Origin of the sequence: Streptomyces sp. NPDC046805 (assembly GCF_040645355.1) — a bacterium.
GTDB lineage: Bacteria > Actinomycetota > Actinomycetes > Streptomycetales > Streptomycetaceae > Streptomyces.
In genome coordinates this window covers 49427-75222 of sequence record NZ_JBEYYC010000032.1, presented here as the reverse complement: position 1 = coordinate 75222, position 25796 = coordinate 49427, and the positions used below count along the sequence as shown (strand labels likewise).

General features: G+C 71.4%; 27 protein-coding genes. 8 read left to right on the top strand and 19 right to left on the bottom strand.

The window, feature by feature from the left end; genetic code table 11:
* Nucleotides 1-79: 79 nt before the first annotated feature.
* The 7 genes from ABZ910_RS29145 to ABZ910_RS29115 form a co-directional block, all read right to left on the bottom strand.
* The gene (locus ABZ910_RS29145; RefSeq protein WP_361370526.1) at nucleotides 80-1816 is read right to left on the bottom strand and encodes a DoxX family protein; all 1737 of its coding nucleotides are present in this window, start codon (nucleotides 1814-1816) and stop codon (nucleotides 80-82) included.
* Nucleotides 1817-1933: 117 nt separating this feature from the next.
* The gene (rlmB, locus tag ABZ910_RS29140) at nucleotides 1934-2875 is read right to left on the bottom strand and encodes a 23S rRNA (guanosine(2251)-2'-O)-methyltransferase RlmB (protein ID WP_361370523.1); all 942 of its coding nucleotides are present in this window, start codon (nucleotides 2873-2875) and stop codon (nucleotides 1934-1936) included.
* Between the two features lie 86 nt (nucleotides 2876-2961).
* On the bottom strand, nucleotides 2962-4365 hold the full coding sequence (gene cysS / locus ABZ910_RS29135; protein ID WP_361370520.1) for a cysteine--tRNA ligase: 1404 nt from the start codon (nucleotides 4363-4365) through the stop codon (nucleotides 2962-2964).
* Nucleotides 4366-4480: 115 nt separating this feature from the next.
* On the bottom strand, nucleotides 4481-4891 hold the full coding sequence (locus ABZ910_RS29130; RefSeq protein WP_361370517.1) for a PPOX class F420-dependent oxidoreductase: 411 nt from the start codon (nucleotides 4889-4891) through the stop codon (nucleotides 4481-4483).
* 112 nt (nucleotides 4892-5003) lie between these two features.
* Nucleotides 5004-5507 carry a 2-C-methyl-D-erythritol 2,4-cyclodiphosphate synthase gene (ispF, locus tag ABZ910_RS29125; protein ID WP_361370514.1) on the bottom strand — a complete coding sequence of 168 codons (504 nt, stop codon included), beginning with the start codon at nucleotides 5505-5507 and terminating at the stop codon, nucleotides 5004-5006.
* A complete protein-coding gene (gene ispD, locus ABZ910_RS29120; RefSeq protein WP_361370511.1) occupies nucleotides 5497-6249 on the bottom strand; it encodes a 2-C-methyl-D-erythritol 4-phosphate cytidylyltransferase in 753 nt (250 codons plus the stop codon). Before ispD ends, ispF begins: the two co-directional genes overlap by 11 nt.
* Before the next feature lie 291 nt (nucleotides 6250-6540).
* Nucleotides 6541-7023, bottom strand: a complete 483-nt coding sequence (locus ABZ910_RS29115; protein ID WP_003953493.1) for a CarD family transcriptional regulator — start codon at nucleotides 7021-7023, stop codon at nucleotides 6541-6543.
* Nucleotides 7024-7733: 710 nt separating this feature from the next.
* On the opposite strand from ABZ910_RS29115, the gene ABZ910_RS29110 reads away from it, so the two are divergent.
* Nucleotides 7734-8402: a DUF461 domain-containing protein gene (locus tag ABZ910_RS29110; RefSeq protein WP_361370508.1), complete on the top strand. Its 669-nt coding sequence runs from the start codon at nucleotides 7734-7736 to the stop codon at nucleotides 8400-8402.
* Nucleotides 8403-8535: 133 nt separating this feature from the next.
* Here ABZ910_RS29110 and ABZ910_RS29105 read toward each other — a convergent pair whose 3' ends face one another.
* Both ABZ910_RS29105 and ABZ910_RS29100 read right to left on the bottom strand, forming a co-directional pair.
* Nucleotides 8536-9216 (bottom strand): response regulator transcription factor, encoded by a 681-nt coding sequence (locus tag ABZ910_RS29105; RefSeq protein WP_014673455.1) that lies wholly within the window; start codon nucleotides 9214-9216, stop codon nucleotides 8536-8538.
* Entirely contained in the window at nucleotides 9213-10490 is a 1278-nt protein-coding gene (locus tag ABZ910_RS29100; RefSeq protein WP_361370505.1) for an ATP-binding protein, read from the bottom strand. The genes ABZ910_RS29105 and ABZ910_RS29100 overlap by 4 nt, the downstream gene beginning before the upstream one ends.
* A gap of 279 nt (nucleotides 10491-10769) precedes the next feature.
* On the opposite strand from ABZ910_RS29100, the gene phoU reads away from it, so the two are divergent.
* The 3 genes from phoU (at nucleotide 10770) to ABZ910_RS29085 (ending at nucleotide 12180) form a co-directional block, all read left to right on the top strand.
* A complete protein-coding gene (phoU, locus tag ABZ910_RS29095; RefSeq protein ID WP_361370502.1) occupies nucleotides 10770-11459 on the top strand; it encodes a phosphate signaling complex protein PhoU in 690 nt (229 codons plus the stop codon).
* A gap of 132 nt (nucleotides 11460-11591) precedes the next feature.
* The gene (locus ABZ910_RS29090) at nucleotides 11592-11747 is read left to right on the top strand and encodes a hypothetical protein (protein WP_361370499.1); all 156 of its coding nucleotides are present in this window, start codon (nucleotides 11592-11594) and stop codon (nucleotides 11745-11747) included.
* 184 nt (nucleotides 11748-11931) lie between these two features.
* Nucleotides 11932-12180 (top strand): SCO4226 family nickel-binding protein, encoded by a 249-nt coding sequence (locus tag ABZ910_RS29085; RefSeq protein ID WP_361370497.1) that lies wholly within the window; start codon nucleotides 11932-11934, stop codon nucleotides 12178-12180.
* 118 nt (nucleotides 12181-12298) lie between these two features.
* Here the strand turns inward: ABZ910_RS29085 and ABZ910_RS29080 are convergent, their stop codons facing one another.
* Together ABZ910_RS29080 and ABZ910_RS29075 are read right to left on the bottom strand one after the other, a co-directional pair.
* Nucleotides 12299-12997 carry a calcium-binding protein gene (locus ABZ910_RS29080; protein ID WP_361370494.1) on the bottom strand — a complete coding sequence of 233 codons (699 nt, stop codon included), beginning with the start codon at nucleotides 12995-12997 and terminating at the stop codon, nucleotides 12299-12301.
* A 464-nt stretch (nucleotides 12998-13461) separates the two neighbouring features.
* Entirely contained in the window at nucleotides 13462-14223 is a 762-nt protein-coding gene (locus tag ABZ910_RS29075; protein WP_361370491.1) for a phosphoglyceromutase, read from the bottom strand.
* A 221-nt stretch (nucleotides 14224-14444) separates the two neighbouring features.
* Between ABZ910_RS29075 and ABZ910_RS29070 the strand changes: the two genes are divergently transcribed.
* Nucleotides 14445-15791, top strand: coding sequence for an MFS transporter (locus ABZ910_RS29070; RefSeq protein ID WP_361370488.1), 1347 nt, complete (start codon nucleotides 14445-14447; stop codon nucleotides 15789-15791).
* Here ABZ910_RS29070 and ABZ910_RS29065 read toward each other — a convergent pair.
* Together ABZ910_RS29065 and mshA are read right to left on the bottom strand one after the other, a co-directional pair.
* A complete protein-coding gene (locus ABZ910_RS29065; RefSeq protein ID WP_361370485.1) occupies nucleotides 15760-16260 on the bottom strand; it encodes a YbjN domain-containing protein in 501 nt (166 codons plus the stop codon). The genes ABZ910_RS29070 and ABZ910_RS29065 overlap by 32 nt on opposite strands.
* Nucleotides 16253-17629, bottom strand: coding sequence for a D-inositol-3-phosphate glycosyltransferase (mshA, locus tag ABZ910_RS29060; protein WP_361370482.1), 1377 nt, complete (start codon nucleotides 17627-17629; stop codon nucleotides 16253-16255). The genes ABZ910_RS29065 and mshA overlap by 8 nt, the downstream gene beginning before the upstream one ends.
* 193 nt (nucleotides 17630-17822) lie before the next feature.
* Between mshA and ABZ910_RS29055 the strand changes: the two genes are divergently transcribed.
* The 3 genes from ABZ910_RS29055 to ABZ910_RS29045 all read left to right on the top strand — a co-directional run bounded on the left by ABZ910_RS29055 (nucleotide 17823) and on the right by ABZ910_RS29045 (nucleotide 21640).
* A complete protein-coding gene (locus ABZ910_RS29055) occupies nucleotides 17823-18665 on the top strand; it encodes a class I SAM-dependent methyltransferase (protein WP_361370479.1) in 843 nt (280 codons plus the stop codon).
* Between the two features lie 186 nt (nucleotides 18666-18851).
* Nucleotides 18852-19991 carry an NlpC/P60 family protein gene (locus ABZ910_RS29050; protein WP_361370476.1) on the top strand — a complete coding sequence of 380 codons (1140 nt, stop codon included), beginning with the start codon at nucleotides 18852-18854 and terminating at the stop codon, nucleotides 19989-19991.
* Between the two features lie 332 nt (nucleotides 19992-20323).
* The gene (locus ABZ910_RS29045; RefSeq protein ID WP_361370473.1) at nucleotides 20324-21640 is read left to right on the top strand and encodes a SpoIIE family protein phosphatase; all 1317 of its coding nucleotides are present in this window, start codon (nucleotides 20324-20326) and stop codon (nucleotides 21638-21640) included.
* 159 nt (nucleotides 21641-21799) lie between these two features.
* On the opposite strand, the gene ABZ910_RS29040 is transcribed toward ABZ910_RS29045, so the two are convergent.
* The 6 genes from ABZ910_RS29040 to ABZ910_RS29015 form a co-directional block, all read right to left on the bottom strand.
* Nucleotides 21800-22144: a DUF2516 family protein gene (locus tag ABZ910_RS29040; RefSeq protein WP_361370470.1), complete on the bottom strand. Its 345-nt coding sequence runs from the start codon at nucleotides 22142-22144 to the stop codon at nucleotides 21800-21802.
* A gap of 101 nt (nucleotides 22145-22245) precedes the next feature.
* Nucleotides 22246-22902, bottom strand: a complete 657-nt coding sequence (locus ABZ910_RS29035) for a hypothetical protein (RefSeq protein WP_361370467.1) — start codon at nucleotides 22900-22902, stop codon at nucleotides 22246-22248.
* A gap of 87 nt (nucleotides 22903-22989) precedes the next feature.
* On the bottom strand, nucleotides 22990-23493 hold the full coding sequence (locus ABZ910_RS29030) for a helix-turn-helix transcriptional regulator (RefSeq protein ID WP_361370464.1): 504 nt from the start codon (nucleotides 23491-23493) through the stop codon (nucleotides 22990-22992).
* Nucleotides 23494-23597: 104 nt separating this feature from the next.
* Nucleotides 23598-24107 carry a hypothetical protein gene (locus tag ABZ910_RS29025; protein WP_361370461.1) on the bottom strand — a complete coding sequence of 170 codons (510 nt, stop codon included), beginning with the start codon at nucleotides 24105-24107 and terminating at the stop codon, nucleotides 23598-23600.
* A 30-nt stretch (nucleotides 24108-24137) separates the two neighbouring features.
* A complete protein-coding gene (locus ABZ910_RS29020) occupies nucleotides 24138-24902 on the bottom strand; it encodes an HAD family hydrolase (protein WP_361370458.1) in 765 nt (254 codons plus the stop codon).
* Nucleotides 24902-25753: a winged helix-turn-helix domain-containing protein gene (locus ABZ910_RS29015; protein WP_361370587.1), complete on the bottom strand. Its 852-nt coding sequence runs from the start codon at nucleotides 25751-25753 to the stop codon at nucleotides 24902-24904. Before ABZ910_RS29015 ends, ABZ910_RS29020 begins: the two co-directional genes overlap by 1 nt.
* Nucleotides 25754-25796 lie beyond the last annotated feature (43 nt).

Sequence of the window (25796 nt, the reverse complement as noted above, 5' to 3'; positions counted from 1 at the left end):
CGGGAGGTGCGGGACCCCATGTGTGTCGCGCCGGGTCGGCCGGTGCGGGGCGGCGCCAGGACGCCGCCCATCTGCTCGGCTAGCCCAACAGGCCGCCCACCAGGCCCGGTTCGCCGGAGGACGACGAGGACGAGCCGCCGCCCGGGTTGCCGGACGAGCCGCCTCCGCCGGTCGTGGTACCGCCGGAGGTCGAGCCGGCGCTGGTGCTCGGAGCCTGGCCGGCCGGGGCCGAGTGCCGCGTCGGGGCCCGGCCCACGGCGCCCTGGGTCTCGCTGGGCGTGCTGCCGGTGGCGGCGCTGGACGAGCGGGCCGCGCCCGGCGTCGTCGCGGCGCCGGACGGTCCGGCCCCGGCCGTGGCGCCCCCGCTGGGCGCGCTGGAGGCGGACGGGCTGCCGCTCGGCTGGTCCGGGAGCGGCGTGCCGGGCAGGTTGTTGCGCGGGGCCTCGCCGGGTCCGGGGACGACCACCCGGCTCGAGTCGCGTACGGCACCGCCGAGCAGCGAGCCGACGAGCAGTGTGAGACCGACGGTGACGGCCGTGACGAGGGCGCCGCGGCGCAGCACGTACTGGCGCAGCTCCCAGATGTCCGACCGGGGTCCGAGCCTGCGCCAGGCGCTGCCCGCGAGGCGGCCGTCGATGGAGTAGACGGGGGCACCGGCGATGACCAGCGGCGACCAGGCGGCGAGGTAGATGATGTCGGGGGCGTCGTAGGCGGGGACGGTCTTCCAGCTGACGGTGACGATGAGGGCGGCGGAGAGGAGCGCGCCGACCGCCGCGGCCACCCGCTGCCAGCAGCCCAGGATCGTGAGGACGCCGACGACGACCTGGAGGAAGGCGATGACGAGCCCGGAGCCGACGGGGTGGTGGAGGGCGAACTGCCGCAGCGGTTCGGCGACTTCCCAGGGGTGGAGGGTGTTGAGCCACTTCACCATGGAGCCGCGCTTGCCGCCGTCGAAGTAGACGGGGTCGCAGAGCTTGCCCATGCCGGCGTAGCTGGAGATGAAGCCGAGGAAGATCCGCAGGGGGAGCAGGACGACGCCGAGGTTCATCCGGCGGCCGGGGTAGTAGGCGTGCCGGGACGGGTCTTCGTCGCGGCGCCTGCCCCGGGACGCGACGGCGTACTCGTCGGCCTCCTCGAAGTCCTCGAAGTCCTCCGGGTCGTCGCCGTATGCGAGGTCCCCGGTGCCCTCCGCCCCGGCGCCGTACGCGAACTGCTCGCCGGTGTAGGCGGGTTCGTCGTATGCGCTGCCGACGGTGCGCATGGGCGGCAGGATCGGCGGGGCGGTGGAGCCGGCGGTGCGCTGGGTGCCGAGGACGGGGGTCTCGACGGTCTGGTCCAGGCCGCCGTAGCCGTCGTAGCCGCCGTAACTCCGGTCGCGGTGGACGCCGTAGTCGCCGTAGCCGTCGCCGACGCGCGGCATGACCCGGGTGGCTCCGGCGGCGGCGGTCGGGTCGTCGGGGTGGCGGACGCTGCCGCCCCGCACGGCCTGGAGGAGCCGGTGGGCGCCGGTGTCGTCCGGGGCGGACCGGCCACTCCAGACGACCGGCCGGCGCCGCGCCCCGACCTCGGACGCCCCGCCCGCCCGGCCTGCGACCGGGATGCGGGCGGTGTCCGCGGCGGCGCCCAAGTGCCGTGCGACCCGCGGGGATTGGGTACGCCCTGCCGAGGCGCCCAACTGCACGCGGAAGCTCGCGTGCGTGACGATGACCTGCGCCGGATCGCTCGGCACCTTCACCATGCTCAGCGCGGGAACGTCGTCGAATCCAGACGTGCGTTCCCCCGTGGGTGTGCGGGGTGTTCTGGTGTCCACACTCATCTAACCGAGTGACGTGGAGTTAGGACACTGCCTGAAGCGGCCGGATCTGTCCGGACCGCGTCAAGGATGCCCCGGACGCCGGAATGACCCCGTACGGGGGAACTTACGGACGCGTGTTCACGCGCGTCGGCGAGCCGCCTCGTACAGTACGATGCCCGCCGCCACACCGGCGTTGAGCGATTCGGCGCCGCCCGGCATCGGGATGCGCACCCGGAAGTCGCAGGTCTCCCCGACCAGTCGGGACAGCCCCTTGCCCTCGCTGCCGACGACGATGACGACCGGCCCCTCCAGCGCCCGAAGCTCCTGGACCTCGGCCTCTCCGTCGGCGGCGAGACCGACGACCGTGATCCCGGCCTTCTTGTACGACTCCAGGGCGCGCGTCAGGTTGGTGGCGCGGGCGACGGGCGTACGGGCGGCCGTACCGGCGGAGGTCTTCCAGGCGCCCGCGGTCATGCCGGCCGCGCGCCGCTCGGGCACGACGACGCCGTGGCCGCCGAAGGCGGAGACGGAACGGACGACGGCGCCGAGGTTGCGCGGGTCGGTGACGCCGTCGAGCGCGACGATCAGCGGGTCCTCGCCCTGGTCGTAGGCGGCACCGGCGAGGTCCTCGGGGTGGGCGTACTCGTACGGCGGGACCTGCAGGACGAGGCCCTGGTGGTTCAGGCCGTTCGTCATGCGATCCAGCTCGGGACGCGGGGCCTCCATGAGGTTGATGCCACCGCGCTCGGCGACGAGCTGGAGGGCCTCGCGGACGCGCTCGTCGTTGTCGATGAACTGCTGGACGTACAGCGTGGTGGCCGGAACGCCCTCGCGGAGCGCCTCGACCACGGGGTTACGGCCGACGACCAGCTCGGAGGTCGACCTGCCGCCGCCCTTGCGCTGCGGGGGGCGGCCCTGGGCACGGCGGACCTTGGCGGCGGCGGCGCGCTGCTTGGCGTGACCCTTGCGCATCTCGGCGGGCGGGGTGGGGCCCTTGCCCTCCAGGCCCCGGCGCCGCTGGCCGCCGCTACCGACCTGCGCACCCTTCTTGCCGGACATGCGGCGGTTGCTTGCGGCCATGAGTTACCTGCCCCTGTGAGCTGTCGTACGTATGTATGCAGTGTGCCGCCCGGAGAGCCGGGCGGCACAGTCGATCTTGGCGTCGGTCAGCGCCGGCCCAGGCTCCAGCGCGGACCCTGAGGGCTGTCCTCGATGGTCAGGCCGGACTGACCGAGCTGGTCGCGGATGGCGTCCGCGGTGGCCCAGTCCTTGCGGGCGCGGGCGGACTCGCGCTGGTCGAGGACGAGGCGTACGAGGCTGTCGACCACGCCGTGCAGGTCCTCGCCCCGCTCGCCGCCCTCGCCGGCCCACTGCGGGTCCAGCGGGTCCAGACCGAGGACGCCGAGCATGGCCCGCACCTCGGCGAGCCGCGCCACGGCGGCCTCCTTGTCGTCGGCGGCCAGCGCGGAGTTGCCCTGCCGGACGGTGGTGTGCACGACGGCGAGCGCCTGCGGGACGCCCAGATCGTCGTCCATCGCCTCGGCGAAGGCGGGCGGGACCTCGGCCGCGGGCTCGACGACGTGCCCGGCCAGCTCCACGACCCGCTGGACGAAGCCCTCGATGCGCGCGAAGCCCGACTCGGCCTCGCGCAGAGCCTCTTCGCTGTACTCGATCATCGAGCGGTAGTGCGGGGTGCCGAGGTAGTAGCGCAGCACGATCGGGCGCCACTGCTTGACCATCTCGGAGACCAGGACGCTGTTGCCCAGCGACTTGGACATCTTGTCGCCCGCCATGGTCACCCAGGCGTTGTGCACCCAGTACCGGGCGAACTCGTCGCCGAAGGCCTTGGCCTGGGCGATCTCGTTCTCGTGGTGCGGGAAGATCAGGTCGAGCCCGCCGCCGTGGATGTCGAACGCCGAGCCCAGGTACTTGTGGGCCATCGCCGAGCACTCCAGGTGCCAGCCCGGACGCCCGCGGCCCCACGGCGTCGGCCAGGTCGGCTCGCCCGGCTTGGCGGCCTTCCACATGGCGAAGTCGCGCGGGTCCCGCTTGCCGGTCTCGCCCTCGCCGGCGGGCTGGAGCAGGTTGTCCAGCTCCTGCCGGGACAGCTGGAGGTAGTCGGGGAAGGAGCGCACGTCGAAGTAGACGTTGCCGTCCGCCGCGTAGGCGTGGCCGCGCTCGATGAGGCCCTGCATCATCTCGACCATCTCGGTCACATGACCGGTGGCACGCGGCTCGTACGTCGGCGGCAGGCAGCCCAGCGCCGTGTAGGCGTCGTCGAACGCCCGCTCGTTGTCGTACCCGATCGACCACCACGGCCGGTGCTGCTCGGCGGCCTTGGCGATGATCTTGTCGTCGATGTCGGTCACGTTGCGGATGAACGTGACGTCATAGCCGCGGTACTCGAACCACCGGCGCATGATGTCGAAGTTGAGGCCCGACCGGATGTGCCCGATGTGCGGGGCCGCCTGCACGGTGGCGCCACACAGGTAGATCGAGACGCAACCCGGCTTGATCGGGGTGAAGTCACGAATCTGCCGGGCGCTGGTGTCGTACAGGCGAATAGTCACCTGTCCAGGGTAGTGGGCGCCGGGCAGTGCCTCGCCACCTCCGGGCGAAGGGCCACACATTCGTGACGTCGCCACCGATTGCGGCTGATACGCACGAGCCCCCTGAGGCGCGACCTCAGGCGATCCCCATCCCGACGACCTTCCGGGGCGTGACGCGGACGACCACCCGTTCGGCGTCGTCGACGGCCGCGGGGTTGAAGTCGGCGTACTTCTTGCCCGTGTACTTGTGGGACAGCTCGTCGATGAGGGCGTCCGCGCCCTGGGAGGTCAGCTCCGCGGTGCCGCGGATCTCCGCGTACTCGTAGGGCATGTCGGGGTTCTGGACCACGACGCTCACCCGGGGGTCGCGGTCGAGGTTCTTCTTCTTGCGGCGGTCGACGGTGGTCGAGACGAGGAGGTCGTCGCCGTCCCGCTTCACCCACACCGGAGACAGCTGGGGACTGCCGTCGGGCTGGGAGGTGCCGATCACGACGAAGACGGGCTTGTCGAGCAGGGACTTGAGCCGGTCGGGCAGGGCGGCGGACATGGGGGTACCTCCGGGACCTCGGTCAAGGGCCAGCGGTCACCGATCGCTCGTCGCTCGTCACCGACCGCTGGTCGCTCGTCACTGATCGCTCTGCCGGTACCCTCGCACGCCCTCAGCTCACCCGCACCACGAGCGCCGTGGCGATCGCCATCAGCCCCTCGTCCCGGCCCGGGAAGCCGAGCCCGTCCGTCGTGGCGCCGGAGACGGAGACCGGGGCTCCGGCCGCCTCCGAGAGGATCTTCTGGGCCTCGTCGCGGCGCTTGCCGATCTTGGGGCGGGGGCCGACGACCTGGACCGCGACATTGCCGATGCGAAAGCCCGCCTCGCGGACGATGCGGGCCGCCTCCGTCAGCAGCGTGACGCCGGAGGCGCCGGACCACTCGGGGCGCCCGGTGCCGAAGTGCTGCCCCAGGTCGCCGAGGCCGGCCGCGGAGAACAGCGCGTTGCACGCGGCGTGCGCGACGACGTCGGCGTCGGAGTGACCGGCGAGCCCCGGCCCCTCCCCCTCCCACTTCAGACCGGCGCACCACAGCTCCCGGCCCTCCTCGAAGGCGTGGATGTCGGTGCCGATGCCGACCTGCGGGAGCACGAGGCCCTCGAAAGCGTCAGAAGCCATCGGTCAGCCTCCTGCGGTTCAGGACCGCCTCCGCGAGAACCATGTCCAGCGGCCGCGTGACCTTGAAGGCCTCCTCGTGGCCGGGGACGACCACGACCGGCAGCCCGAGCTGCTCGATCATGCTCGCGTCGTCGGTGACGTCGTCGGTGACGGTCTCGTGCGCCCGCACGAGGGTCGCGCGGTCGAAGCCCTGGGGCGTCTGGACGGCCCGCAGCCGGGACCGCACGGGCGTGGCCACCACCGGCTCCGGCGCACCGGGCGTCGCCGCGGGCTCGACCTCCTTGACGGTGTCGGCGAGGGGCAGCGCGGGCACGACGGCCGGGGCCCCGTCCCGTACGGCCTCGATCACGGCGTCCACGGTGTCCACCGGCACCAGCGGGCGCGCCGCGTCGTGCACGAGGACGACGTCGTACGCGGGCGGTACGGCGTCGAGTCCCAGCCTGACCGAGTCCTGGCGCTCGCCCCCGCCGGGGACGACCAGGAAGTCGGTCCGCTCGGGCAGCGCGTGCGCGTCGAGCAGCGACTTGACCTCGGCGACGCCGTCGGGCGGGGCCACGACCACCACCAGGGAGACCGCGCGGGAGGCGGCGAGGGCGCGGGCCGCATGGACGAGAAGGGGCGTGCCGTTCAGGGCGCGGAGCGCCTTGGGGGCGCCCGGACCGAGGCGTACGCCTCGGCCGGCGGCCGGGATCACGGCCGCGACCGGGGACGGCGCGGGCGAAGGACGCGAATCGTCAGACATCGGTTCCTGTCAGGTTTGTGTGCTCGGCCTACGTGGGTATGGCCTGGAGGAGTGCCGGGCGCGACGCCTTGACCGGACCCTTCCGTGACGCCGGTCGAGCCGACTGCCCGGGCCCGGCACGCCAAGTATCGGGGTTTTCCCCGTGGCGTACGGCATCCCGGCACACACGTTCATGGTCGCGAACCGGGGAGAAACGGGGACGAACATGCCGCAGCGCCCGGCGACATGAATTGTCATCGGGCACCGCGGCATTTCAGTGTTCCAAGCCGAGCGGGCGCTGCCTGCTGCGTGTCAGGACGCGAGTACCTCGTCGAGCAGGGCCTCGGCCTTGTCCTCGTTCGTGTTCTCCGCGAGGGCGAGCTCGCTCACCAGGATCTGGCGGGCCTTGGCGAGCATGCGCTTCTCACCCGCGGAGAGTCCGCGCTCGCGCTCACGACGCCACAGGTCGCGTACGACTTCCGCGACCTTGATGACATCGCCGGAGGCGAGCTTCTCCAGATTTGCCTTGTAGCGGCGCGACCAGTTCGTGGGCTCCTCGGCGTACGGCGCGCGCAGCACCTCGAAGACCCGGTCCAGCCCGTCCTGACCGACCACATCACGCACGCCGACGAACTCCGCATTGTCCGCTGGCACACGTACCGTCAGGTCGCCCTGGGCGACCTTCAGCACCAAGTAGGTCTTGTCCACGCCTTTGATCTGGCGAGTTTCGATGGCCTCGATCAGCGCGGCCCCGTGATGGGGATAGACCACGGTGTCGCCAACCTTGAACGTCATGTGACAGGTACCCCTTCCGTGGCTATCCAGGGTAACACGGATACGGCGTCTTCTGAATGGCGTTTTCGCAGGTCAGGGCATATCTCGGGGCTTGACAACAGCAACAGGAACGTGCTTCGACAGGGGGGCGGAACCAGGTATTCGCAGGTCGGAGCCGCTCTCCGAGCAAGGAGAAACAGGCCTGTCACACACCTCCGAAGCCTTCCCCGATAGGCCGAACGTCCTCATTTGTCCGCTTCCAGGCGTACGACTTCCGCTACTCCGTTCGGTGTCTGGAGTCGGGTACGAGACGAATCCGGAATTGATCACGCGGGTGCCCTCGATCGGTTCGTGATCGATTTTCGGGACGGCCGCGCATTCCTTCACGGAAGTTTTGCGCACCTCGGTGCAACCGTTCTTACGAGCGGCCTTATGTGAATGCCGTACGAGTGTCACGCCAAAGCGAGTCCGGGGCGGCCGCAAAGTTACTCGGGAGTCAGTAACTCGGCCGACATCCCAGTCGGCATCAAAGCGGTCCGGGAGCCGGCGCCACGGTGGTCCGTCTGCCGCTCGCGTCGCCCGGGCCACCCCTCCCATGAGGGAAGCCGGACCCCAGGGGGAGGGTCGGGTGCGGCGGCGCGAGGACGGCTCGGTAACCTGAGGCCCGCCGACAGACACTTAGGGCGGCTTTATAAGGAGTCGCCCCTGCGTTCCAAGGAGTTGCCGCCGCCGTGAGCAGCAGCCTTCGACGCGGCGCCCTCGCCGCCTCCGTCATCGTTGTCTCCATCGCCTCGCTCGCCGCCTGCGGCGCCGGCAACGACTCCCAGACCCTGGAGGTCAAGCCCGACAACGCTGCCACAAGCGTCGGCGACATCAAGGTGCAGAACGCCGTCGTCGTCACCCAGCCCGACCCCCAGGCCTCGGGCCCGGCCGTGATCTCCGCGACCCTCTTCAACAACGGCAGCACCCCCCAGACGCTGCAGTCGATCAAGGTCGACAGCGCCAACAAGAACGCCAAGCTCACCCCCGCCAAGGGCCAGTCGCTCACCGTCCCCGCGGGCGGCTCGCTGCTCCTCGGCGGCAAGGGCAACGCCTCCGCCGTACTGGACAACGCCCAGGAGGCGGTCCAGAACGGCAACGCCCAGAAGATCACCTTCACCTTCAGCAAGACCGGTGACGTGAGCCTGCGCGCGTACGTCGTCCCCGCCGTGAGCTACTTCAGCCAGTGGGGCCCTAGCGAGATCCCGTCGCCGTCGGCCCCCGCCTCGGCGAGCCCGGCCGGCGGGGCCGCGGGCGCCACCGCGAGCGCCGGCGCCAAGCCGTCCAAGGGCGCCTCCAAGAGCGCGTCGGCCATGCCGCACGACTCGGCCTCCGCGTCGTCGACGCCGTCGGGCCACTGAGCGGTCGTACGGGCGCGGCGTCCCCTGGGACGACGCCCTAGCAGTACGGCGAAGGGCGGCCACCCCCTGACAGGGGAGCCGCCCTTCGCCGTACCGAGTACCAGGCGGTAGCGATTCCTACGCGCGGTACGGCCTACGGCTCAAACTTGTAGCCGAGGCCGCGGACCGTCACCAGGTAGCGCGGTGCGCCCGGGTCGGGCTCGATCTTGGCGCGCAGGCGCTTGACGTGGACGTCGAGGGTCTTGGTGTCGCCCACGTAGTCGGCGCCCCAGACGCGGTCGATGAGCTGCATACGGGTCAGCACGCGGCCCGCGTTGCGCAGCAGCATCTCCAGCAGGTCGAACTCCTTCAGCGGCAGGTCGACCTTCGAGCCGCCGACCGTCACCACGTGGCGGTCGACGTCCATGCGGACCGGGCCGGCCTCGAGAGCGGCCGGGGTGACCTCCTCGGGCTCGCCGCGGCGGCGCAGGACGGCCCGGATACGGGCGACCAGCTCGCGCGAGGAGAACGGCTTGGTGACGTAGTCGTCGGCTCCTATTTCCAGGCCGACGACCTTGTCGATCTCGCTGTCCTTGGCGGTGACCATGATCACCGGGACGTTGGAGCGGCCACGCAGCTGGCGGCACACCTCCGTGCCGGGCAGCCCCGGCAGCATCAGGTCGAGGAGGACGAGGTCGGCGCCGTTGCGCTCGAACTCGTCGAGTCCGTCGGGCCCGGTGGCCGCCACGGCGACCTCGAAGCCCTCCTTGCGGAGCATGTACGACAGGGCGTCGGAGAAGGACTCCTCGTCCTCGACGACGAGCACACGGGTCACGGAAGGACCTCCGGTGAGGGAAGCGTTTCGCACGCGTCTGATTCGGGCGATACTTCGGTAGCTGAGGAAGTGGAAGGCCCGTCCTCTTCGTCGAGGTCGGGATGCTGTTGGGCGCGGTCGCGGGCCGCACCGGCCTCCGGCAGCCGCAGGGTGAACGTGGAGCCCTGGCCTTCGGCGCTCCACACCGTGACCTCCCCGCCGTGCGAGGCGACCACGTGCTTGACGATCGCGAGCCCCAGACCGGTGCCGCCGGTGGCACGGGAGCGGGCCGGATCGACGCGGTAGAAGCGCTCGAAGATGCGCTCCTTGTCCTTGTCCGAGATGCCGATGCCCTGATCGGTCACGGCAAGCTCGATCATGTCACCGCCGGGCGCGCCGACCCTGCGGGCCGATATGCCGACGCGGGTGCGGGCCGGGGAGTAGTTGACGGCGTTCTCGACGAGGTTGCCGAAAGCGGCGGCGAGCTGGCCGCGGTTGCCCCAGACATGCAGATCGGCGGCGCCGCTGGCGGCCATGGTGATCTGTTTCGTGCCGGCCTGGTGGCGGCAGCGGTCGATGGCCTCGGCGACGAGCTTGTCGACGCGGACCGGCTCGGCGTCCTCCAGCGGGTCGTCGTTCTGCACCCGGGAGAGGTCGATGAGTTCCTGGACCAGGTTGGTCAGGCGCGTGGCCTCGATCTGCATCCGCCCGCCGAAGCGCTCCACGGCCTCCGGGTCGTCGGAGGCGTCCATGACGGCCTCGGACAGGAGGGAGAGCGCGCCGACGGGGGTCTTCAGCTCGTGGCTCACGTTCGCGACGAAGTCGCGTCGTACCGCTTCGATACGACGGGCCTCGGTGAGGTCCTCGACGAGGAGCAGGACGAGCCGCGAGCCGAGGGGCGCCACGCGCGCGGAGACGGCGAGGGCGTCGCCCCGGCCCGTACCCCGCCGCGGCAGATCGAGCTCGACCTGCCGTATCTCGCCGTCGCGCCGGGTGTCCCGGGCCATCTGGAGCATGGGCTCGACGGCGAGCTTGCCGCCCCGCACCAGTCCGATGGCATACGCGGCGGAGCTGGCCTTGACGACGGTGTCGGCCTCGTCGAGTACGACGGCGGACGAGCGGAGCACGGACAGGACGGTGTCCACACCCGGCGGAAGCACCGGGTCCGTGTGCAGGGAGGTGCGTGTGGGACGCTTCTGCTCCCGCTCGCTCCAGCGGAACGCCAGCATGGCGATGACGCCGGTGAGAGCCCCGGCGATCGCAGCCACTGCGGCGACCGCCGCGTTCACGTCCATGCTTCAAGGTTAGGCATGCGATTCACGTCGGCCACAGCCAACGACGTGCGAGCTCGAACACTCGTCGCCCAGAGTTCACCTTCACGCTGGTAGTGGTTCATTTGGGGTGGCAGAAACGGACGTGTGGGGCCCGGAACGTGGGAGCGTGGGGTTCGCAGCGCTGGTTTCACCATGGACCCAGGCCCGGGAAGCCCCCGAGAGAACCCGGAAGCTCTACTCGGACCACCCGGTAGAACTCGGAAAACCCCGAGAGAAGAACTCGTACGAGAGGGAACCCTGATGCGGGACGCGTACCACGAGGAACTGGACTCGATCGGCGACGGCCTGGTGGAGATGGCCCGGCTGGTCGGGTCGGCGATCGGGCGCGCCACGACGGCCATCCTCGACGCCGACCTCAAGCTGGCGGAGAGCGTGATCGAGGGCGACAAGCGGGTCGACGAGCTGCAGCACGACCTGGAGGCGCGGGCGATAGCCCTGCTGGCCCGCCAGCAGCCGGTGGCCACCGACCTGCGGATCGTCGTCACCTCGCTGCGCATGTCGGCCGACCTGGAGCGCTCGGGCGACCTGGCCCAGCACGTGGCGAAGCTCGCGCGCCTGCGCTTCCCGCAGCAGGGAGTCCCGCACGACCTGCACGCCACGATCCTGGAGATGGGCCAGCTCGCGCAGCGCCTGATGGCGAAGGCGGCCGAGGTCATCATCACCAAGGACGTCGACCTCGCGCTCCAGCTGGAGCAGGACGACGACGAGATGGACCTCCTCCACCGCACCCTCTTCCAGCACCTGATGGACGACCGCTGGAAGCACGGCATCGAGACCGCCGTCGACGTCACCCTGCTCGGCCGCTACTACGAGCGCTACGCCGACCACGCGGTGGCCGTCGCCAAGCGCGTCGTCTACCTGGTGACCGGCGAGCACGCGGACGAGCTGCAGCAGGACATCCAGCCGGTGACCGGGGTGGAGGGCGCGTAGCCCTCCGGGGGCTCGAAAGGCGCTGCCGGGGGTGTGCCGACGCCTCCGTGCGCCGTTGATGCGCCCAAGGGAACGGGCATGGAATGGGCAAAGGCATCAGGCCCCAGCCAGCCTCTAGGTCCAGGAGGGACCATGGCCGAATCCCCCGGCACCACGCCCGACCCCACACAGGAACGCGAGACCGAGCAGCCGGCCGAGGCCAAGAGCCTCCCACTCATCGGCGCGTGCGGCTGCGGCTCGGGCTGCGGCTGCGGGTGCCAGTCGGGCGGCCCCTGCCAGTGCGGCTGACGGCCCCGCCGTAGAGCCCCACTGCATTCGCCATTCGCTGTTCGCTGCTTACGACACTGAAGGGTCCCGGTGATCTGTCACCGGGACCCTTCGCTGCTGTCGGCTCGATGCCGTCGGCGCTCGCCCGGTGGATGGATCGGGCGCACCATGAAAGGAGGCACAGGTAGGAAGGAGGTGCGACGTCATGGCCCAGTTCATGGACGTCCACCACGGGATGACGGGCATCACCCCCGACCAGTTGGCGGAGGCACACGACGCCGATCTCTCCCTGGAGAAGGAAGAGGACGTGCACTTCCAGCATGCGTGGGCGGACCCCGCCTCCGGTGAGGTCTACTGCCTCTCCGAGGCCCCCTCGGCCGAAGCGGTCCAGCGCGTCCACGAACGTGCGGGCCATCGGGCGGACGAGATCCACGAGGTCCCCCTGTCCATCTGACGACGCCCCCTCGGCCGACCCTCGACCCTTCGGCCCCCTGCCCGCGCCGCCCGCGCGCAGGGGGCCGAAGCATGTTCACCCGCTGGTTCTTCGAAGGGGCATGATGCGGCGGGGGCCGTCAGACGGGACAGCCGGGCCCGGTGGCGGGGTTGGCGCAGGTGTTGGTGCCAGGACCACCGTCATTGAAGTTGGTGCCGGGACCACCGTCGAGGGTGTCGTTGGCTTCGCCGCCGAAGAGGTTGTCGTTGCCGGCCTCGCCGGAGAGCGTGTCGTTGCCGGTGTTGCCGAAGAGGTCGTCGTTGCCGTTGCCCCCGAAAAGCGCGTCGTTGCCTTCGCCGCCGAAGACGGTGTCATTGCCGTCGTCGCCGAAGAGGTTGTCGTCGCCGTCGCCGCCGTTGAGGGCGTCGTTGCCGTCGCCTCCGGAGAGGGTGTCGTTGGCGGCGCCGCCGTTGAGGCTGTCGGTGCCGTTGCCGCCGTCGAGGCTGTCGACGCCGTTGCCGCCGTCCAGGCTGTCGTTGTTGCCCTCGCCGGAGAGGATGTCGCTGCCGTCGCCGCCGGAGAGGGTGTCGTCGCCGTTGCCGCCGTCGAGGGCGTCGTTGCCGGTGCCGCCGTCGAGGTTGTCGTTGCCGGTGCCGCCGAAGACGGCATCGCTGCCGGCGCTGCCGGAGAGGGTGTCGTTGCCGGAATCGCCGCAGATGAGGTCGTCGCCGCCCAGCCCGTCGACGCGGTCGTTCCCGGCCAACGCGACGATCACGTCATTGCCGGGGGTGCCCACGATGTCGTCGTCGTGGTTCGTGCCGACGATCGTCGCGGGCACGCCCTCACAGGTCGGGACGGGCTGCGCGTGTGCGGCAGGCACCACGGCGGGTGGGCGAGCGGCACCAGTGACGAAGCCCGCGGTCGCCAAGGCCAGCAAAGGCACCAGCAGGCAGCGGACACGGCGTGCACGGCGGCGCGTGCCCGGGGCCATGGCCGACCCGGAATCACCACGAGGACGGTTGTCCCGGCGGACCAACAGTTCCAGTTCCATTGACGTGCACCCTCCAACGGGAAGACAGTTCCCGTACAGCAGGCCACGTCCCGGTCCCTTTGCAGGTCAGGCCCGGGCACAACACAGAAAGAATCACTCCCGCGGCTCCCCGCCCTCCCGCCGGCCTCCCTCGTGGCGGTCCGCGTGAGGATCCGTCGCATCCGAGCGCGACGGCCCAGACACGGCTCACGGGCACAGAAAAGCCCCCTCCCGACGGCAACGCCGCAGGTGGGGGCTCTTCTCAGCTCTGCTTACTTCTTCTTGCCCTGATTCTTGACCGCCTCGATGGCCGCCGCGGCCGCCTCCGGGTCGAGGTAGCGGCCGCCGGGGGTGAGCGGCTTGAAGTCGGCGTCGAGTTCGTAGTACAGCGGGATACCCGTCGGGATGTTCAGGCCCGCGATGTCGGCGTCGGAGATGCCGTCGAGGTGCTTGACGAGGGCGCGGAGGCTGTTGCCGTGGGCCGCCACCAGGACGGTGTGGCCGTCGAGCAGGTCCGGCACGATGTTGTCGTACCAGTAGGGGAGCATGCGCGTGACGACGTCCTTGAGGCACTCCGTGCGCGGGCGGAGCTCCGGCGGGATCGACGCGTAGCGCGGGTCGTCCGCCTGGGAGAACTCGGAGTCGTCCGCCAGCGGCGGGGGCGGGGTGTCGTACGAGCGGCGCCACTGCATGAACTGCTCCTCGCCGAACTCCGCGAGGGTCTGCGCCTTGTCCTTGCCCTGAAGGGCGCCGTAGTGGCGCTCGTTCAGGCGCCACGAGCGGTGCACCGGGATCCAGTGGCGGTCGGCGGCCTCGAGGGCGAGCTGCGCCGTGCGGATCGCGCGCTTCTGGAGGGACGTGTGGACCACGTCGGGGAGCAGGCCGGCGTCCTTCAGCAGCTCACCGCCGCGGACCGCCTCCTTCTCGCCCTTCTCGTTGAGGTTGACGTCCACCCAGCCGGTGAACAGGTTCTTCGCGTTCCACTCGCTCTCGCCGTGGCGGAGGAGGATCAGCTTGTACGGTGCGTCGGCCATGCCTCAGAGCGTAATCCACGCGTTCGGACGGGCGTCGAAGCGCCCGGAGGCCGGACGCAGGGCCACCGCCGCCGTCACCGACAGTCGACGCCCGCTGTTAATTGAGTGGACCCCGCTTCGGGAACCCCAGTAAGTTGCGCTCAGCGCCATAGCCACTTACGGCAATGTGCACGCGTCAGCCGCCCGCCGGCCGTGCACAGCTGCCTGATCTGGGGGGATCCATGTCACTCGCCGTCCTGAGACGTGCCGCCCGGGAATCCGTCTCCGGCCTGCCCCGCGCGTTCTGGTGGCTGTGGACCAGCACCCTCGTCAACCGGCTCGGCGCCTTCGTCGCCACGTTCATGGCGCTGTACCTGACCCTGGACCGCGGCTACAGCGCGTCGTACGCCGGTCTCGTCGCCTCCCTGCACGGGCTCGGCGGTGTCGTCTCCTCGCTGGGGGCCGGGGTGATGGCCGACCGGCTCGGGCGGCGGCCGACCCTGCTCGTCGCGCAGACCGCCACCGCCGCCTCGGTCGCGCTGCTCGGCTTCATGCACGATCCCGTCGCCATCGCCGCCGTCGCCTTCCTCGTCGGCATGGCGTCCAACGCCTCCCGGCCGGCCGTGCAGGCGATGATGGCCGACATCGTCCGGCCCGAGGACCGGGTGCGTGCCTTCTCGCTCAACTACTGGGCCATCAACCTCGGCTTCGCCGTCTCCTCCATGGCCGCCGGTTTCATCGCCGAGTTCAGCTATCTCGCCGGGTTCCTCATCGAGGCCGGGATGACGCTGGTGTGCGCGGTCGTCGTCTTCCTCAAGCTGCCCGAGTCGCGGCCCACGGCCACGGCCAGGCAGGCGGAGGACGGCGTCGGCCTCAAGACCGTGCTGCGGGACGGGCGTTACATGGCCGTCGTCGGGCTGTCCTTCCTCGTCGCCCTCGTCTTCCAGCAGGGCTCCGTCGGGCTGCCGGTGGCCATGGGCCGCGCCGGGTACTCGCCCGCCGACTACGGCTTGGCCATCGCCGTCAACGGCATCCTGATCGTCGCCCTGCAGATCCCGATCACCCGCTTCATCGAGCACCGCGATCCGCGAACGCTGCTGATCGTCTCCTCGGTCCTCGCGGGGTACGGCTTCGGGCTCACCGCCTTCGCCGGTTCGGTCGGCGTCTTCGCGCTCACCGTGTGCGTGTGGACGCTCGGCGAGATCATCAACGCGCCGGTCCAGACCGGGCTCGTCGCCCGGCTCTCCCCCGTGCACGGGCGCGGGCGTTACCAGGGCATGTACACCCTGTCCTGGTCCGCCGCCGCCCTGATCGCACCCCTCATGTCCGGCGCCGTCATCGATCACTTCGGGGCGGGGTGGCTGTGGGGGATGTGCGCGGCCGTGGGCACCGTGGCGGGAATCGGGTACGGCGTCCTCATGCGGCGGCTGCCGGCGGAGGCAGCGGCGGGATCGGAAGGAGCCGCGGAATCTCAGGGACGTACGGCGGCTGCGACGGCTGCCGCGGTTCCGGTCGACGTCGAGGTCGAGGTCGAGGCCGGAACCGGGGGCGCCCCGGTCAGTCCGTCGGGCGCTGGATCAGGTGCGTGAACGCGTCCAGGTTCCGGGTCGATTCGCCGCGGGACACCCGCCACGCGTACTCCTTGCGGATCGCGGAGGCGAAGCCCAGTTCGAGGAGGGGGTTGAAGGCGCCGTCGGCGGCCTCCAGGACCTGGCCGAGGAGGCGGTCGATCTCCTCGGGGGTGATGGCGGTGCGGGGCAGGCGGGCGGTGACATAGATGTCGCCGAGCCGGTCGACCGCGTAACTGACGCCGTACAGCTTGAGGTTGCGCTCCAGCAGCCAGCGGTGGACGCCCGCCTCGTTCTCGTCGGGGTGGCGGATGACGAAGGCGTTCAGGGAGAGGGAGTGGCGGCCCACGAGGAGCGAGACGGTCGTGGAGAGCTTGTGGGTGCCGGGGAGTTTGACGACGTACGTGCCGGGCTCCGGGCTCTCCCACTCCAGTTCGGCGTCCTTCAGCGCGCTCTCGACGACCTGCGCCGCCTTCTCGACATCACCCATGCGGGGAGCGTACGCGACGGCGGTGGGCCTGCGTCGCGGCCGTGTAGACGTCGGCGGTGGCGGCCGCCGAGGTGTCCCAGCCGAAGGACTGCGCGTGCCGGGCGGCGGCGGTGCCCATGGTCGCCGAGAGGGACGGCTCGTCGGCGAACCGGCGCAGCACGCGCGCGTAGTCGGCCGGGTCGTGGCCCTGGACGAGGAAGCCGGTCACGCCGTCGCGCACGGCGACCGGAAGACCGCCGACCGCGGCCGCGAGCACCGGCGTACCGGCCGCCTGCGCCTCTATCGCGACCAGGCCGAAGGACTCGCTGTACGACGGCATGACCAGCACGGACGCGGCCCGGAACCAGTCGGCGAGCTGTTCCTGCCCGACGGGCGGCCGGAACCGTACGACGTCGGCGATGCCGAGCCGCGCGGCGAGCTTCTGCAGCCCCTCCGGCTTGGCGAGGCCGCTGCCGCTGGGGCCGCCGACGACCGGCACGACGATCCTGGAGCGCAGCTCGGGGCGCTCGTCCAGCAGGACGGCGACGGCCCGGAGCAGCACGTCGGGGGCCTTGAGGGGCTGTATGCGGCCCGCGAAGAGCGGGATCAGGGCGTCCGTCGGCAGGCCGAGGCGGGCGCGGGCGGCGGACCGGGCGTCCTGGGTCTCGCTCGGACGGAGTGGGCCGGCGCTGCCGGGGAAGGGGCGGAAGCGGTCGAGGTTCACACCGGGGTGGACCACGGCGACCTTGGCGGGTTCGGCCGCGTAGTGCCGTACCAGCTCGTCGGACTCCTCGGCGGTGTTGGCGATGAGGCGGTCGGCGGCGGTGACGATCTGGGTCTCGCCGATGACGCGGGCGGCGGGCTCGGGGGTGTCGCCGGCGGCCAGGTTGGCGTTCTTGACCTTGGCCATGGTGTGCATGGCGTGCACCAGGGGGACGCCCCAGCGCTGGGCGGCGAGCCAGCCGACGTGGCCGGAGAGCCAGTAGTGGGAGTGGACCAGGTCGTAGTAGCCGGGGCGGTGACCGGCCCAGGCCTGCATCACACCGTGCGTGAAGGCGCAGAGCTGGGCCGGGAGGTCCTCCTTGGCGAGGCCCTCGTAGGGGCCCGCGTCGATGTGCCGGACGAGGACGCCGGGGGCCAGCTCGACGGTGGGCGGGAGGACTCCGGCGGTGGACCGGGTGAAGATCTCGACCTCGATGTCGATCGCGGCGAGGCGCTGCGCGAGCTCGACGATGTAGACGTTCATGCCGCCGGCGTCCCCGGTGCCGGGCTGGTGGAGCGGTGAGGTGTGCACGGAGAGCATGGCGACGCGGCGTGGCCTGCGGTGCAGCCTGAGGCGCGGGGGCGCGGCCGGAGAACGGCGCCCGAGCCTGCTGACGTACTGGCTCACGTGGCGGTCCTCCTCGATGCGGGCATGCCGGTCGGAGGACGGGTGACGCCCTCCAGGGGGTGCAACAGCGGAGGTGTCGGGCCCATTTCCCGATCACCGGCATTTACTCAATCATTACCCGTGATCGCTCAACCGTTCGACACGAGGATGCGTACGCCTTCCATACGGTTCGGGCCCGCTTACTCTCGTATGCATGACAGCCCGCGCAGCCGCCCTCCCCCACTCTCGGCTTCGCTCGGGCACCCCCGTCGTGGGAACGGTGACGCGCGGGACCACCAATCCGAACCGCCTGCGCCGCATGGACCGCTGGATCGCGGCCACGCACGGCGCCGAGCTGCGGCGCGCCGCCGATCCCGTGGCGATCGACCTCGGTTACGGCGCCGCGCCCTGGACGGCCGTCGAACTGCTGGGCCGCCTGCGCACCGCGGCGCCCCGCGCGCGGGTGGTCGGCGTCGAGATCGAACCGGCCCGGGTCGCGGCCGCGAAGCCGTACGAGCGCGACGGACTCGTCTTCCGGCACGGCGGCTTCGAGATCCCCGTGTCCCAGCGGCCGCAGCTCATCCGGGCCGCCAACGTCCTGCGCCAGTACGACGAGGCCGAGGTCGCCGCCGTGTGGGAGCGGCTGTGCGCGCGGCTCGCCCCGGCGGGCCCCGCGTCCCGCGGCGGGCTGCTGGTCGAGGGGACCTGCGACGAGATCGGGCGGCGGCACGTCTGGGTGGCGCTCGGCCCGGAGGGGCCGCGGACCGTCACCTTCGCGACCCGGCTCGGCTCCCTGGAGCGCCCGTCCGACCTGGCCGAACGCCTGCCGAAGGCGCTGATCCACCGCAACGTCCCCGGCGAGCCGGTGCACGCCTTCCTGCGCGACTTCGACCGCGCCTGGGCGGCCGCCGCGCCCTATGCCTCCTACGGCGCCCGTCAGCGCTGGCTCCGGGCGGTACGGGACCTGACGGCCGACTGGCCGGTGACGGACTCGCCGGGGCGGTGGCGGCAGGGGGAAGTGACGGTGGCGTGGGGGGCATTGGCGCCTCGCACCTGACGCCTTTTCCGGCCCTACAGGCATGGCTTCACCCTTCCCGCGAACCCCGGGGAACGATCTCCGTGCGTCGTTCGTCACATAGCCGGGGAGATCGTCTCGCGGGCAGGACCGGAGGGCACGATCCCCCAGGCGCTTTACGGTCACTGACGGTGCATCACGTTGGGGGGTAAGGGAATGGGACCGAGCATGCGCGGCCTGCTGCCCAGCAGGCGCGGCGTCCTCGCGGCCGTGACCGTGGTCTGCGCGGTCACCGTACTGGCGGCGCCCGGTACGGCGTTCGCGCACGCGCCGGCGACGCCGGCACCGGCCGCGTCGTCGTCGCCACAGGGACCGGCCGGTTCTCCGACGCTCCGGCCGACCCCGCCGCCGAACAAGGACCTTGAGGCCCTCCGCGAGCGGCTCGACAAGCTCTACCACGACGCGGCCGTGGCCACCGACGCCTACAACGCGGCCGAGGAGAAGGCCCGGAAGCAGTCCGCCGAGATCGACGAGCTGCACCGGCAGATCGACGAAGGCCGCCGGAAGCTGGACGAGTTGAAGGACCGTGCGGGCGCCGCGGCCCGCGCCCAGTACCGCACCGGCGGACTGCCGCCCGAGGTCCGCCTGGTGCTGAGCGACGACCCGGAGCAGTTCCTCAACGGCACGGGGCTGGTGCTCCAGGGGCAGCGGGCCACCAAGGGGATGCTCGCGGAAATGACCCGCGCCCAGCAGGACTTGAGGCAGTACACCGACGACGCCTCCGCCCAGTGGCGGAAGCTGGAAGCGAACCGCAAGGCCAAGGCCGACGCCAAGAAGACGATCCAGAAGCGGATCGCGGCCGCCGAGAAGCTCCAGTCCCGGCTGCAGAAGCGGGAGATGAAGCGCCTCGCCGAGCTGGAGCGCGAGGCCGCCCTGAAGGCGCAGACCGCCTGGCTCGACACCGGCATACTCACGAAACTCAAGGACCGCGCGTCCGAACAGGGCGGGAAGGCCGTCGCGTTCGCCACGGCGCAGCTGGGCAAGCCGTACGTGTGGGGCGCGGAGGGCCCGGACACCTACGACTGCTCGGGCCTGACCTCACAGGCCTGGGCGAGCGCCGACCACCCCATCCCGCGCACGTCGCAGGAGCAGTGGAAGCAGCTCAAGCATGTGGACATCAAGGACATGCGCCCCGGTGACCTGATCATCTACTTCCACGACGCCAGCCATGTCGCGATGTACGTGGGCGACGGCACGATCATCCACGCCCCCCGGCCCGGGCGGACGGTGACGGTCGCGGGGGCGGGCTCGATGCCGATCCTGGGCGTGGTGCGGCCGGACACGGGGAAGGCCGGTGACGGCTCGTGACGATTCGTGATGGCTCGCGACAACCCCTGCCGCGACAGCTCCTGATACGACACCCCTGATGCGCGTCCCGCGGGGTGCAGTGATGTCCGCCACGTGACCCACTCCACGTTCGACGGGCCCCCCAACCCGGACAGGGCGTGACCTTCGTCATCCCGACCCTGCCGCCGGGTCGCCCAACTCCGTTACGGAACGCGGCATATGACAACGGACTGCGCCGGAGCGACGCGGCTCACACCATTCCATTGCGGTGGCCAGTGCCGCTATCGTCCCCGTCGGTGGGTCGAGACCCCTTGCCCCACCATGCCCTCGGGGGGAGGGAAGGAAACCCGCACATGCCCGTACCCATACCTCGGCAGAGAGAGATCCCGGCCGTGGAGAGTGGTCAGGCGCCGGCGCCCCCGGCAGTGGGCAGCCCCCTCACGGAAGAGGTCCACCGCAAGGAAGCCGCCGCGAACACCACCCACAGCACCGCCGCCAGCCCGCTCACCCTGCTGCTGATCGAGAACGATCCGGCCGGTTCGCCGATCGTGCCCGAACTGCTGGACTCGGCCGGCAAGCCGATCCGCGTCCGTAACGCGCGCAACCTCACCGAGGCCGAGCGGCTGCTGACCGACGACGTCCACTGCATCCTGCTCGACCTCGCGCTTTCGGCCCCCGGCCGGGCCGGCGCCGAGGACGACGAGCTCGCCGTACTCAAGCACGTGCTCGAGATCGCGCCCCGGCATGCTGTCCTCGCGCTCACCGCGTCCGGCGACGCCGAGCGCGGCGCCGAGGCCGTGCGCGTGGGCGCCCAGGACTACCTCTTCCGGGACGAGCTGGACGGACGGCTGCTGAGCCGCGCGATCCGGTACGCGGTGGAGAGGAAACGTTCCGACACCGCCGAGCGACGGCTCGCCGAGGGCCGTGTGCGCGCCCAGGAGAACCGCCGGCTGGAGCGCGGCCTGCTGCCGACGCCCCTGCTGGACGGCTCCTCGCTGCGCTTCTCCGCCCGCTACCGTCCGGGCCGCTCGCGTGCCCTGCTCGGCGGCGACTTCTACGACACCGTCCGCACCCCGGACGGCACCGTGCACGCCATGATCGGTGACGTCTGCGGCCACGGCCCCGACGAGGCCGCGCTCGGCGTGGAGCTGCGCATCGCGTGGCGGGCGCTGACCCTGGCCGGACTGTGCGGAGACGAGCTCCTGCGTACGCTCCAGGAGGTGCTGGAGCACGAGCGCTCGGACGAGGAGATCTTCGCGACCCTCTGCACCGTGGACATCTCGCCCGACGGCCGCAGCGCGGGCCTGTGCCTGGCCGGACACCCCTCCCCGCTGGTGGCCGGTCCCGGCCGTCCCGCGCGACTGCTGCCGCAGGAGAACAACGGTCCGGCCCTGGGCCTGCTCCCCGGCGCCCGCTGGCCGCGCATGCAGGTGCAGCTGGGTGCCGCGTGGAGCCTGATGCTCTACACCGACGGCCTGATCGAGGGCCGCGTCGGCGAGAGCGGCGAGCGCCTGGGCCAGGACGGCATGGTGGCGATGGTCCGCCGCCAGCTGGAGTCGGGCCTGCACGGCGAGAACCTGCTGCGCGCCGCGGTGAACGAGGTCCGCGACCTCAACGGCGGCGAGCTGACGGACGACGTGGCGGTGGTCATGCTGGACCGGGTGCCGTAGGCGTATCCGGACCGGGGGCCGTGGGCACCTGTCGGACCGGGGCCGTGGGCACCTGTCCGACTGAGGCCGTAGGCACCTGTCGGACCCGGCGCCGTGGACGCACGTCGGGACCGGACGCGCCAGGCGTTCCGGTCCCGCGGGGCTGTGGCGTCGTGTCGGTCAGCGGCCGCCGTTGTACGGCCCGTAGGGACCGTCGCTGCTGCTGCCGCGGCGGCGGCCCCAGCCGCGGCCGCCCGAGACCCGCTTGAGCGCGGGGCGCACGTCCACGAGGTAGACGATGCTCGCGACCAGCCCGGCGATGGGCAGGATCCCGATGATCGAGAACAGGTAGCTCACCACGAGCGCGACGCCCAGGATGATCAGCCAGAACACCTTGTTGTGCTTGTCGGCCGCGCGGAAAGCGTCCTCGCGCCTGAGCGCCGCGTCGACCAGCCCGAACGCGGCGAGGGCCATCAGGACGATCTTCAGCAGTCCCAGGAACCCCGCGAAGCCCAACATCAGCATGCTGTCCACCGCCCGTTCTCGCCCGACACCTACGCCGCCACCGTACCCGTAGAACGGGCCGGACACCCCAAGGGTGCCCGGCCCGTGCGCATCGGCGCTCCCTACTTGGCGGGCGGGGTGCTCTTCTTGGCGACCGGCTTGCGGGCCGGGGCCGGGGCCGGGGCCTTCTTCGCCGCGGGCTTACGGGCCGGGGCGGGCCCGGACTTGGCCTCGGCGGCCTTCGGCTCCTCCTTGACCGCGACGGGCTGGGCCTTGGGCTCGACGGCCACGGCGAGGTCCTCGATCTCCTCGGCGGCCTCGCCCCGCCAGCTCCGCACGGCCTGCTCGCCGTGCTCGGCGACCTTCTCGTAGGTCTCGCGGGCCTTCACGGCGTACTCGGCGGCGACGCCGACACCGCGCAGGGCGAAGTCCTGGGCGGACTCGCCGAACTTCTTGAGGTCCGCGTCGATCGTGGTGCCGAGCTTCTTCAGATCGCCGTCGAGGGCGACGAAGAAGTCGTTGACCTTGGTCTGCAGGCTCTCCTGCGTCTCCTTGGCCTTGGCGCCGACCTCCTTGGCGCGCGTGGTGGCCGCTTCCTGCACCGCCTTCGGGTCGGTGTTGCGCACGGCCTCGATGCGGGCCGGTGCCTCGGTACGCAGCTGCTCGACCAGGCCCGGCACCTTCTTGGCCTGCTGGAGGGCCAGGTCGGCCGTACCGGCGGCGAAGTAGAGCGGGGTCGGGTCGCTGAAGGTCTTGCGCAGGTCGTCGGTGATGGCCATGGTGAGGGTCCTCCCGGATACACATTCGGCTGAGGGTTCGTGTGATCCACAGCGGTGCGGCCGGCGGCTGACTTTTCCGGGTACGGCTCAGCCGGCCGTCCGCTGCGGACCGGCATCGCTGCCGTCGTCGTCCGTGCGGGTGTCGCATGCGGCGGTGTCGTCGCCGTCACCGTCGTGGTCGCTGTCGGGCTTGCGCTCGTGCTCGGTCTCGCGGGGCTGGGCATCCGCCCCGCCTTCGCCTCCGAATCCGTTCTCCTTGCGGAAGGACTCGTAGATCTGCAGCAGCACCTGCTTCTGCCGTTCGTTCAGCGTGGGGTCGGCGAGGATGACGGCGCGCGTCTCCACCTCGTCCCGGCCACGTTCGGCGTCGAGGATGCCGGCCCGCACGTACAGCGTCTCGGCGGAGATCCGCAGCGCCTTGGCGACCTGCTGCAGCACCTCCGCACTCGGCTTGCGCAGCCCGCGTTCGATCTGGCTCAGGTACGGATTGGACACCCCGGCGGCGTCGGCGAGTTGCCTGAGCGACAGCTGCGCGCTGCGCCGCTGCTCGCGCAAGTACTCCCCGAGATTGCCGACGTTGAGCGATGCCATGGCTCCACCATGCCCCACCGCCGCTAACAATTGCAAGCGTTCGCTAGCAGAAGTGTGTCGCGCGGCGCGCCGGGGTCACCGGGGCCGGGCGCGGGCGCACGCCGTCACCGCCCCGCTGGCCTGCCATACGCCCGCAGCCACTCCCCCAGTACCGCGAAGTCGCCGTCCGTGAGCCCCCGTTGGTGTTCTACGCGGTGCAGCAGGGCGGGGCCCCGGTGGTGGACGGCGACCCAGGACCGGTCGGCCTCGGTGAGCTCGTCGTCGAGCCAGATGAACGGCCTGCCGTCCGCCCAGCCGACCAGGGGGCGGGTCTTCCAGTGCAGCAGGGCCGGCGGCTCGTCCTCGTCCGGCCACTCCACGACCGGCAGCGGAGGCAGGCCCAGCCAGGGCGCGACGCTCCTGTTCGCGTCGTCCATCCACGTGGTGGCCCACACCAACTCACAGCCCAGCCCCGCCAGCCGCGGGCCGAGGGCGGGGTCGATGCGGGTCAGCAACGGATAGTCGACGGCGTCCGCGGACGCCGGGCCGCTCGCGGCGGCCGGCCCGTACTCGGGGTAGGGGGCGGCCGCTCCGAAGGGAAGCAGCGTTCCGTCGACGTCGAGGAAGAGAAGCATCAGGAACAGCATCGGTCGTGCGCCGCGTTTCTACCTCCGCAGCATCGACAGCACGGACTCCAGCGACTCCACGACGTCCTCGGCTCCGGCCTCGCGCAGGATCTCGGCCTTCCGGTCGTTGCGCGCGTAGCCGAGGAAGGGGACACCGGCCTCGCGGGCGGCCTCGAAGTCGGTGGGGGCGTCGCCGATCAGCAGGGCGTCCGACGGGGGTGCCCCCAGGGCGTCGAGGGCGCGGTGGAGGCAGTGCGGGTCGGATCCGAGGTGGTGGATGTCCTGGGTGCGGCCGTAGATGTGGGGGGCGAAGCAGGTGGTGAGGCCGCGGCTCTCCAGGTAGGCGTGCACCACTCGGGGCGAGTTGTCGGTGGTGACGGCCATCCGGGCGCCCAGCGCCGTCCAGGTGCGGATGAGCGGGTCGGCGTACGCCGTGGGCATCGCCGACGCCGCGGCTCTCAGCTCCTCGGCGGTGAGGCGTTCCTCCAGCTCCACCACCAGGTCGCTGCCGGGGTGCCGGCGGTCGACGGCACGCAGGACGACGTGCGGATCGGTCGACTCACGCTCCGCCTGCGTGAGCAGGCCGTTCGGGCCGCCCTGCTCCTCGATCCATCGGGTCAGTCCGTTCGCCACGCGCTCCGCCGAGTGACCGGCGAACAGCCGGCAGATCGGTCCGTCGAAGTCCCAGAGCACGACGCGTGCGCGGGTGATCAGTTCCCTGAGTCTGGTGTTCTCGACCTCGTTCGCGGGCTGCCTCCCGGGCTCTGCGGCCGGCGGTTCGGTCTGCGTCGTATCAGAAGTCACTAGGAAAGTGTCAGGTCCGTGGTGATGGTTTCCCAGAGGGCGTCGAACCACAACTGCGATTGCTCCACGAACGCGGCGTCCTGCGGCCCCGCGCCCCGCTGGAAGCAGAAGAGCGGCGAGGCGAGACCGAGGGTGTCGTACATCTCCGGCGTTCCGGTGTCCGCGGACGCCTCGCGGCGCGTGAGCGTGTAGTAGCCCATCAGCGCCTCCGTGCCGTTGAGCAGGTACAGCTTGACCGGCGGTGTGAAGGGCAACGCGCGGAAGCCGACGTGTACGTCGATGTCGTGGGTCGAGCGCAGGGCCCGCAGGTTGTACGTGAGGACCTGCCCCTGGGCGTTGCGCATCGCCAGCCAGCGCCGGTGGACCGGGTCGTCGTCGCCGCGGCCGTCGACCGGAGCCGGGAAGGCGAGGTCGATCTCCCTCGACGGCAGCAGGACGCGGACGTCGAGCCGCTCCGGGCGGATGCGGCCCTCGTGGATCAGGCGCAGGGGCTCGCCGAGCGCCATCATCAGGTTCTCGGCCGTCAGGCAGACCGCGTCGACCCGCACCCGCGGTGCCGAGAAGGCCTCCGCCAGACGGGCCCCGAGGGCGGACATGGTCGGCTGGGGTGCGTCGAGCGCGGGCCCCTGCTCCGCGATCCGCGGCGGGCTGCCCTTGCTGACGTTGCTGAGGAGGCCGTCGTCCCTGAGTGCCCGCAGGGCCTGGCGTACGGTGCCGCGCTCCACGCCGAACTCGTGCGCGAGCTCGGCCTGGGTGGGCAGGCGGTCGCCCGGCCTGAGATCTCCGGCGCGGATGCGGTCGCGCAGGATGCCGGCGATCTCCTGGTACGTGAGCCGTCTGCTGGAGTTCACTGCCACGTTCTCCTCGGTCACAGGACACACGGTTCGGCCGCAC

Bases quoted from the DNA above. Each gene is read 5' to 3' on its own strand.
- rlmB (WP_361370523.1), bottom strand. From the start codon at position 2,875: ATGGCCGCAAGCAACCGCCGCATGTCCGGCAAGAAGGGTGCGCAGGTC.
- ispD (WP_361370511.1), bottom strand. From the start codon at position 6,249: ATGTCTGACGATTCGCGTCCTTCGCCCGCGCCGTCCCCGGTCGCGGCC.
- ABZ910_RS29100 (WP_361370505.1), bottom strand. From the start codon at position 10,490: ATGGACGTGAACGCGGCGGTCGCCGCAGTGGCTGCGATCGCCGGGGCT.
- ABZ910_RS29045 (WP_361370473.1), top strand. From the start codon at position 20,324: ATGCCCGTACCCATACCTCGGCAGAGAGAGATCCCGGCCGTGGAGAGT.
- ABZ910_RS29090 (WP_361370499.1), top strand. From the start codon at position 11,592: ATGGCCGAATCCCCCGGCACCACGCCCGACCCCACACAGGAACGCGAG.
- ABZ910_RS29050 (WP_361370476.1), top strand. From the start codon at position 18,852: ATGCGCGGCCTGCTGCCCAGCAGGCGCGGCGTCCTCGCGGCCGTGACC.
- ABZ910_RS29035 (WP_361370467.1), bottom strand. From the start codon at position 22,902: ATGGCCATCACCGACGACCTGCGCAAGACCTTCAGCGACCCGACCCCG.
- ABZ910_RS29065 (WP_361370485.1), bottom strand. From the start codon at position 16,260: ATGGGTGATGTCGAGAAGGCGGCGCAGGTCGTCGAGAGCGCGCTGAAG.
- ABZ910_RS29025 (WP_361370461.1), bottom strand. From the start codon at position 24,107: ATGCTTCTCTTCCTCGACGTCGACGGAACGCTGCTTCCCTTCGGAGCG.
- phoU (WP_361370502.1), top strand. From the start codon at position 10,770: ATGCGGGACGCGTACCACGAGGAACTGGACTCGATCGGCGACGGCCTG.
- ABZ910_RS29085 (WP_361370497.1), top strand. From the start codon at position 11,932: ATGGCCCAGTTCATGGACGTCCACCACGGGATGACGGGCATCACCCCC.
- ABZ910_RS29070 (WP_361370488.1), top strand. From the start codon at position 14,445: ATGTCACTCGCCGTCCTGAGACGTGCCGCCCGGGAATCCGTCTCCGGC.
- ABZ910_RS29030 (WP_361370464.1), bottom strand. From the start codon at position 23,493: ATGGCATCGCTCAACGTCGGCAATCTCGGGGAGTACTTGCGCGAGCAG.
- ABZ910_RS29130 (WP_361370517.1), bottom strand. From the start codon at position 4,891: ATGTCCGCCGCCCTGCCCGACCGGCTCAAGTCCCTGCTCGACAAGCCC.
- ispF (WP_361370514.1), bottom strand. From the start codon at position 5,507: ATGGCTTCTGACGCTTTCGAGGGCCTCGTGCTCCCGCAGGTCGGCATC.
- ABZ910_RS29145 (WP_361370526.1), bottom strand. From the start codon at position 1,816: ATGAGTGTGGACACCAGAACACCCCGCACACCCACGGGGGAACGCACG.
- ABZ910_RS29040 (WP_361370470.1), bottom strand. From the start codon at position 22,144: ATGCTGATGTTGGGCTTCGCGGGGTTCCTGGGACTGCTGAAGATCGTC.
- ABZ910_RS29075 (WP_361370491.1), bottom strand. From the start codon at position 14,223: ATGGCCGACGCACCGTACAAGCTGATCCTCCTCCGCCACGGCGAGAGC.
- ABZ910_RS29115 (WP_003953493.1), bottom strand. From the start codon at position 7,023: ATGACGTTCAAGGTTGGCGACACCGTGGTCTATCCCCATCACGGGGCC.
- ABZ910_RS29055 (WP_361370479.1), top strand. From the start codon at position 17,823: ATGACAGCCCGCGCAGCCGCCCTCCCCCACTCTCGGCTTCGCTCGGGC.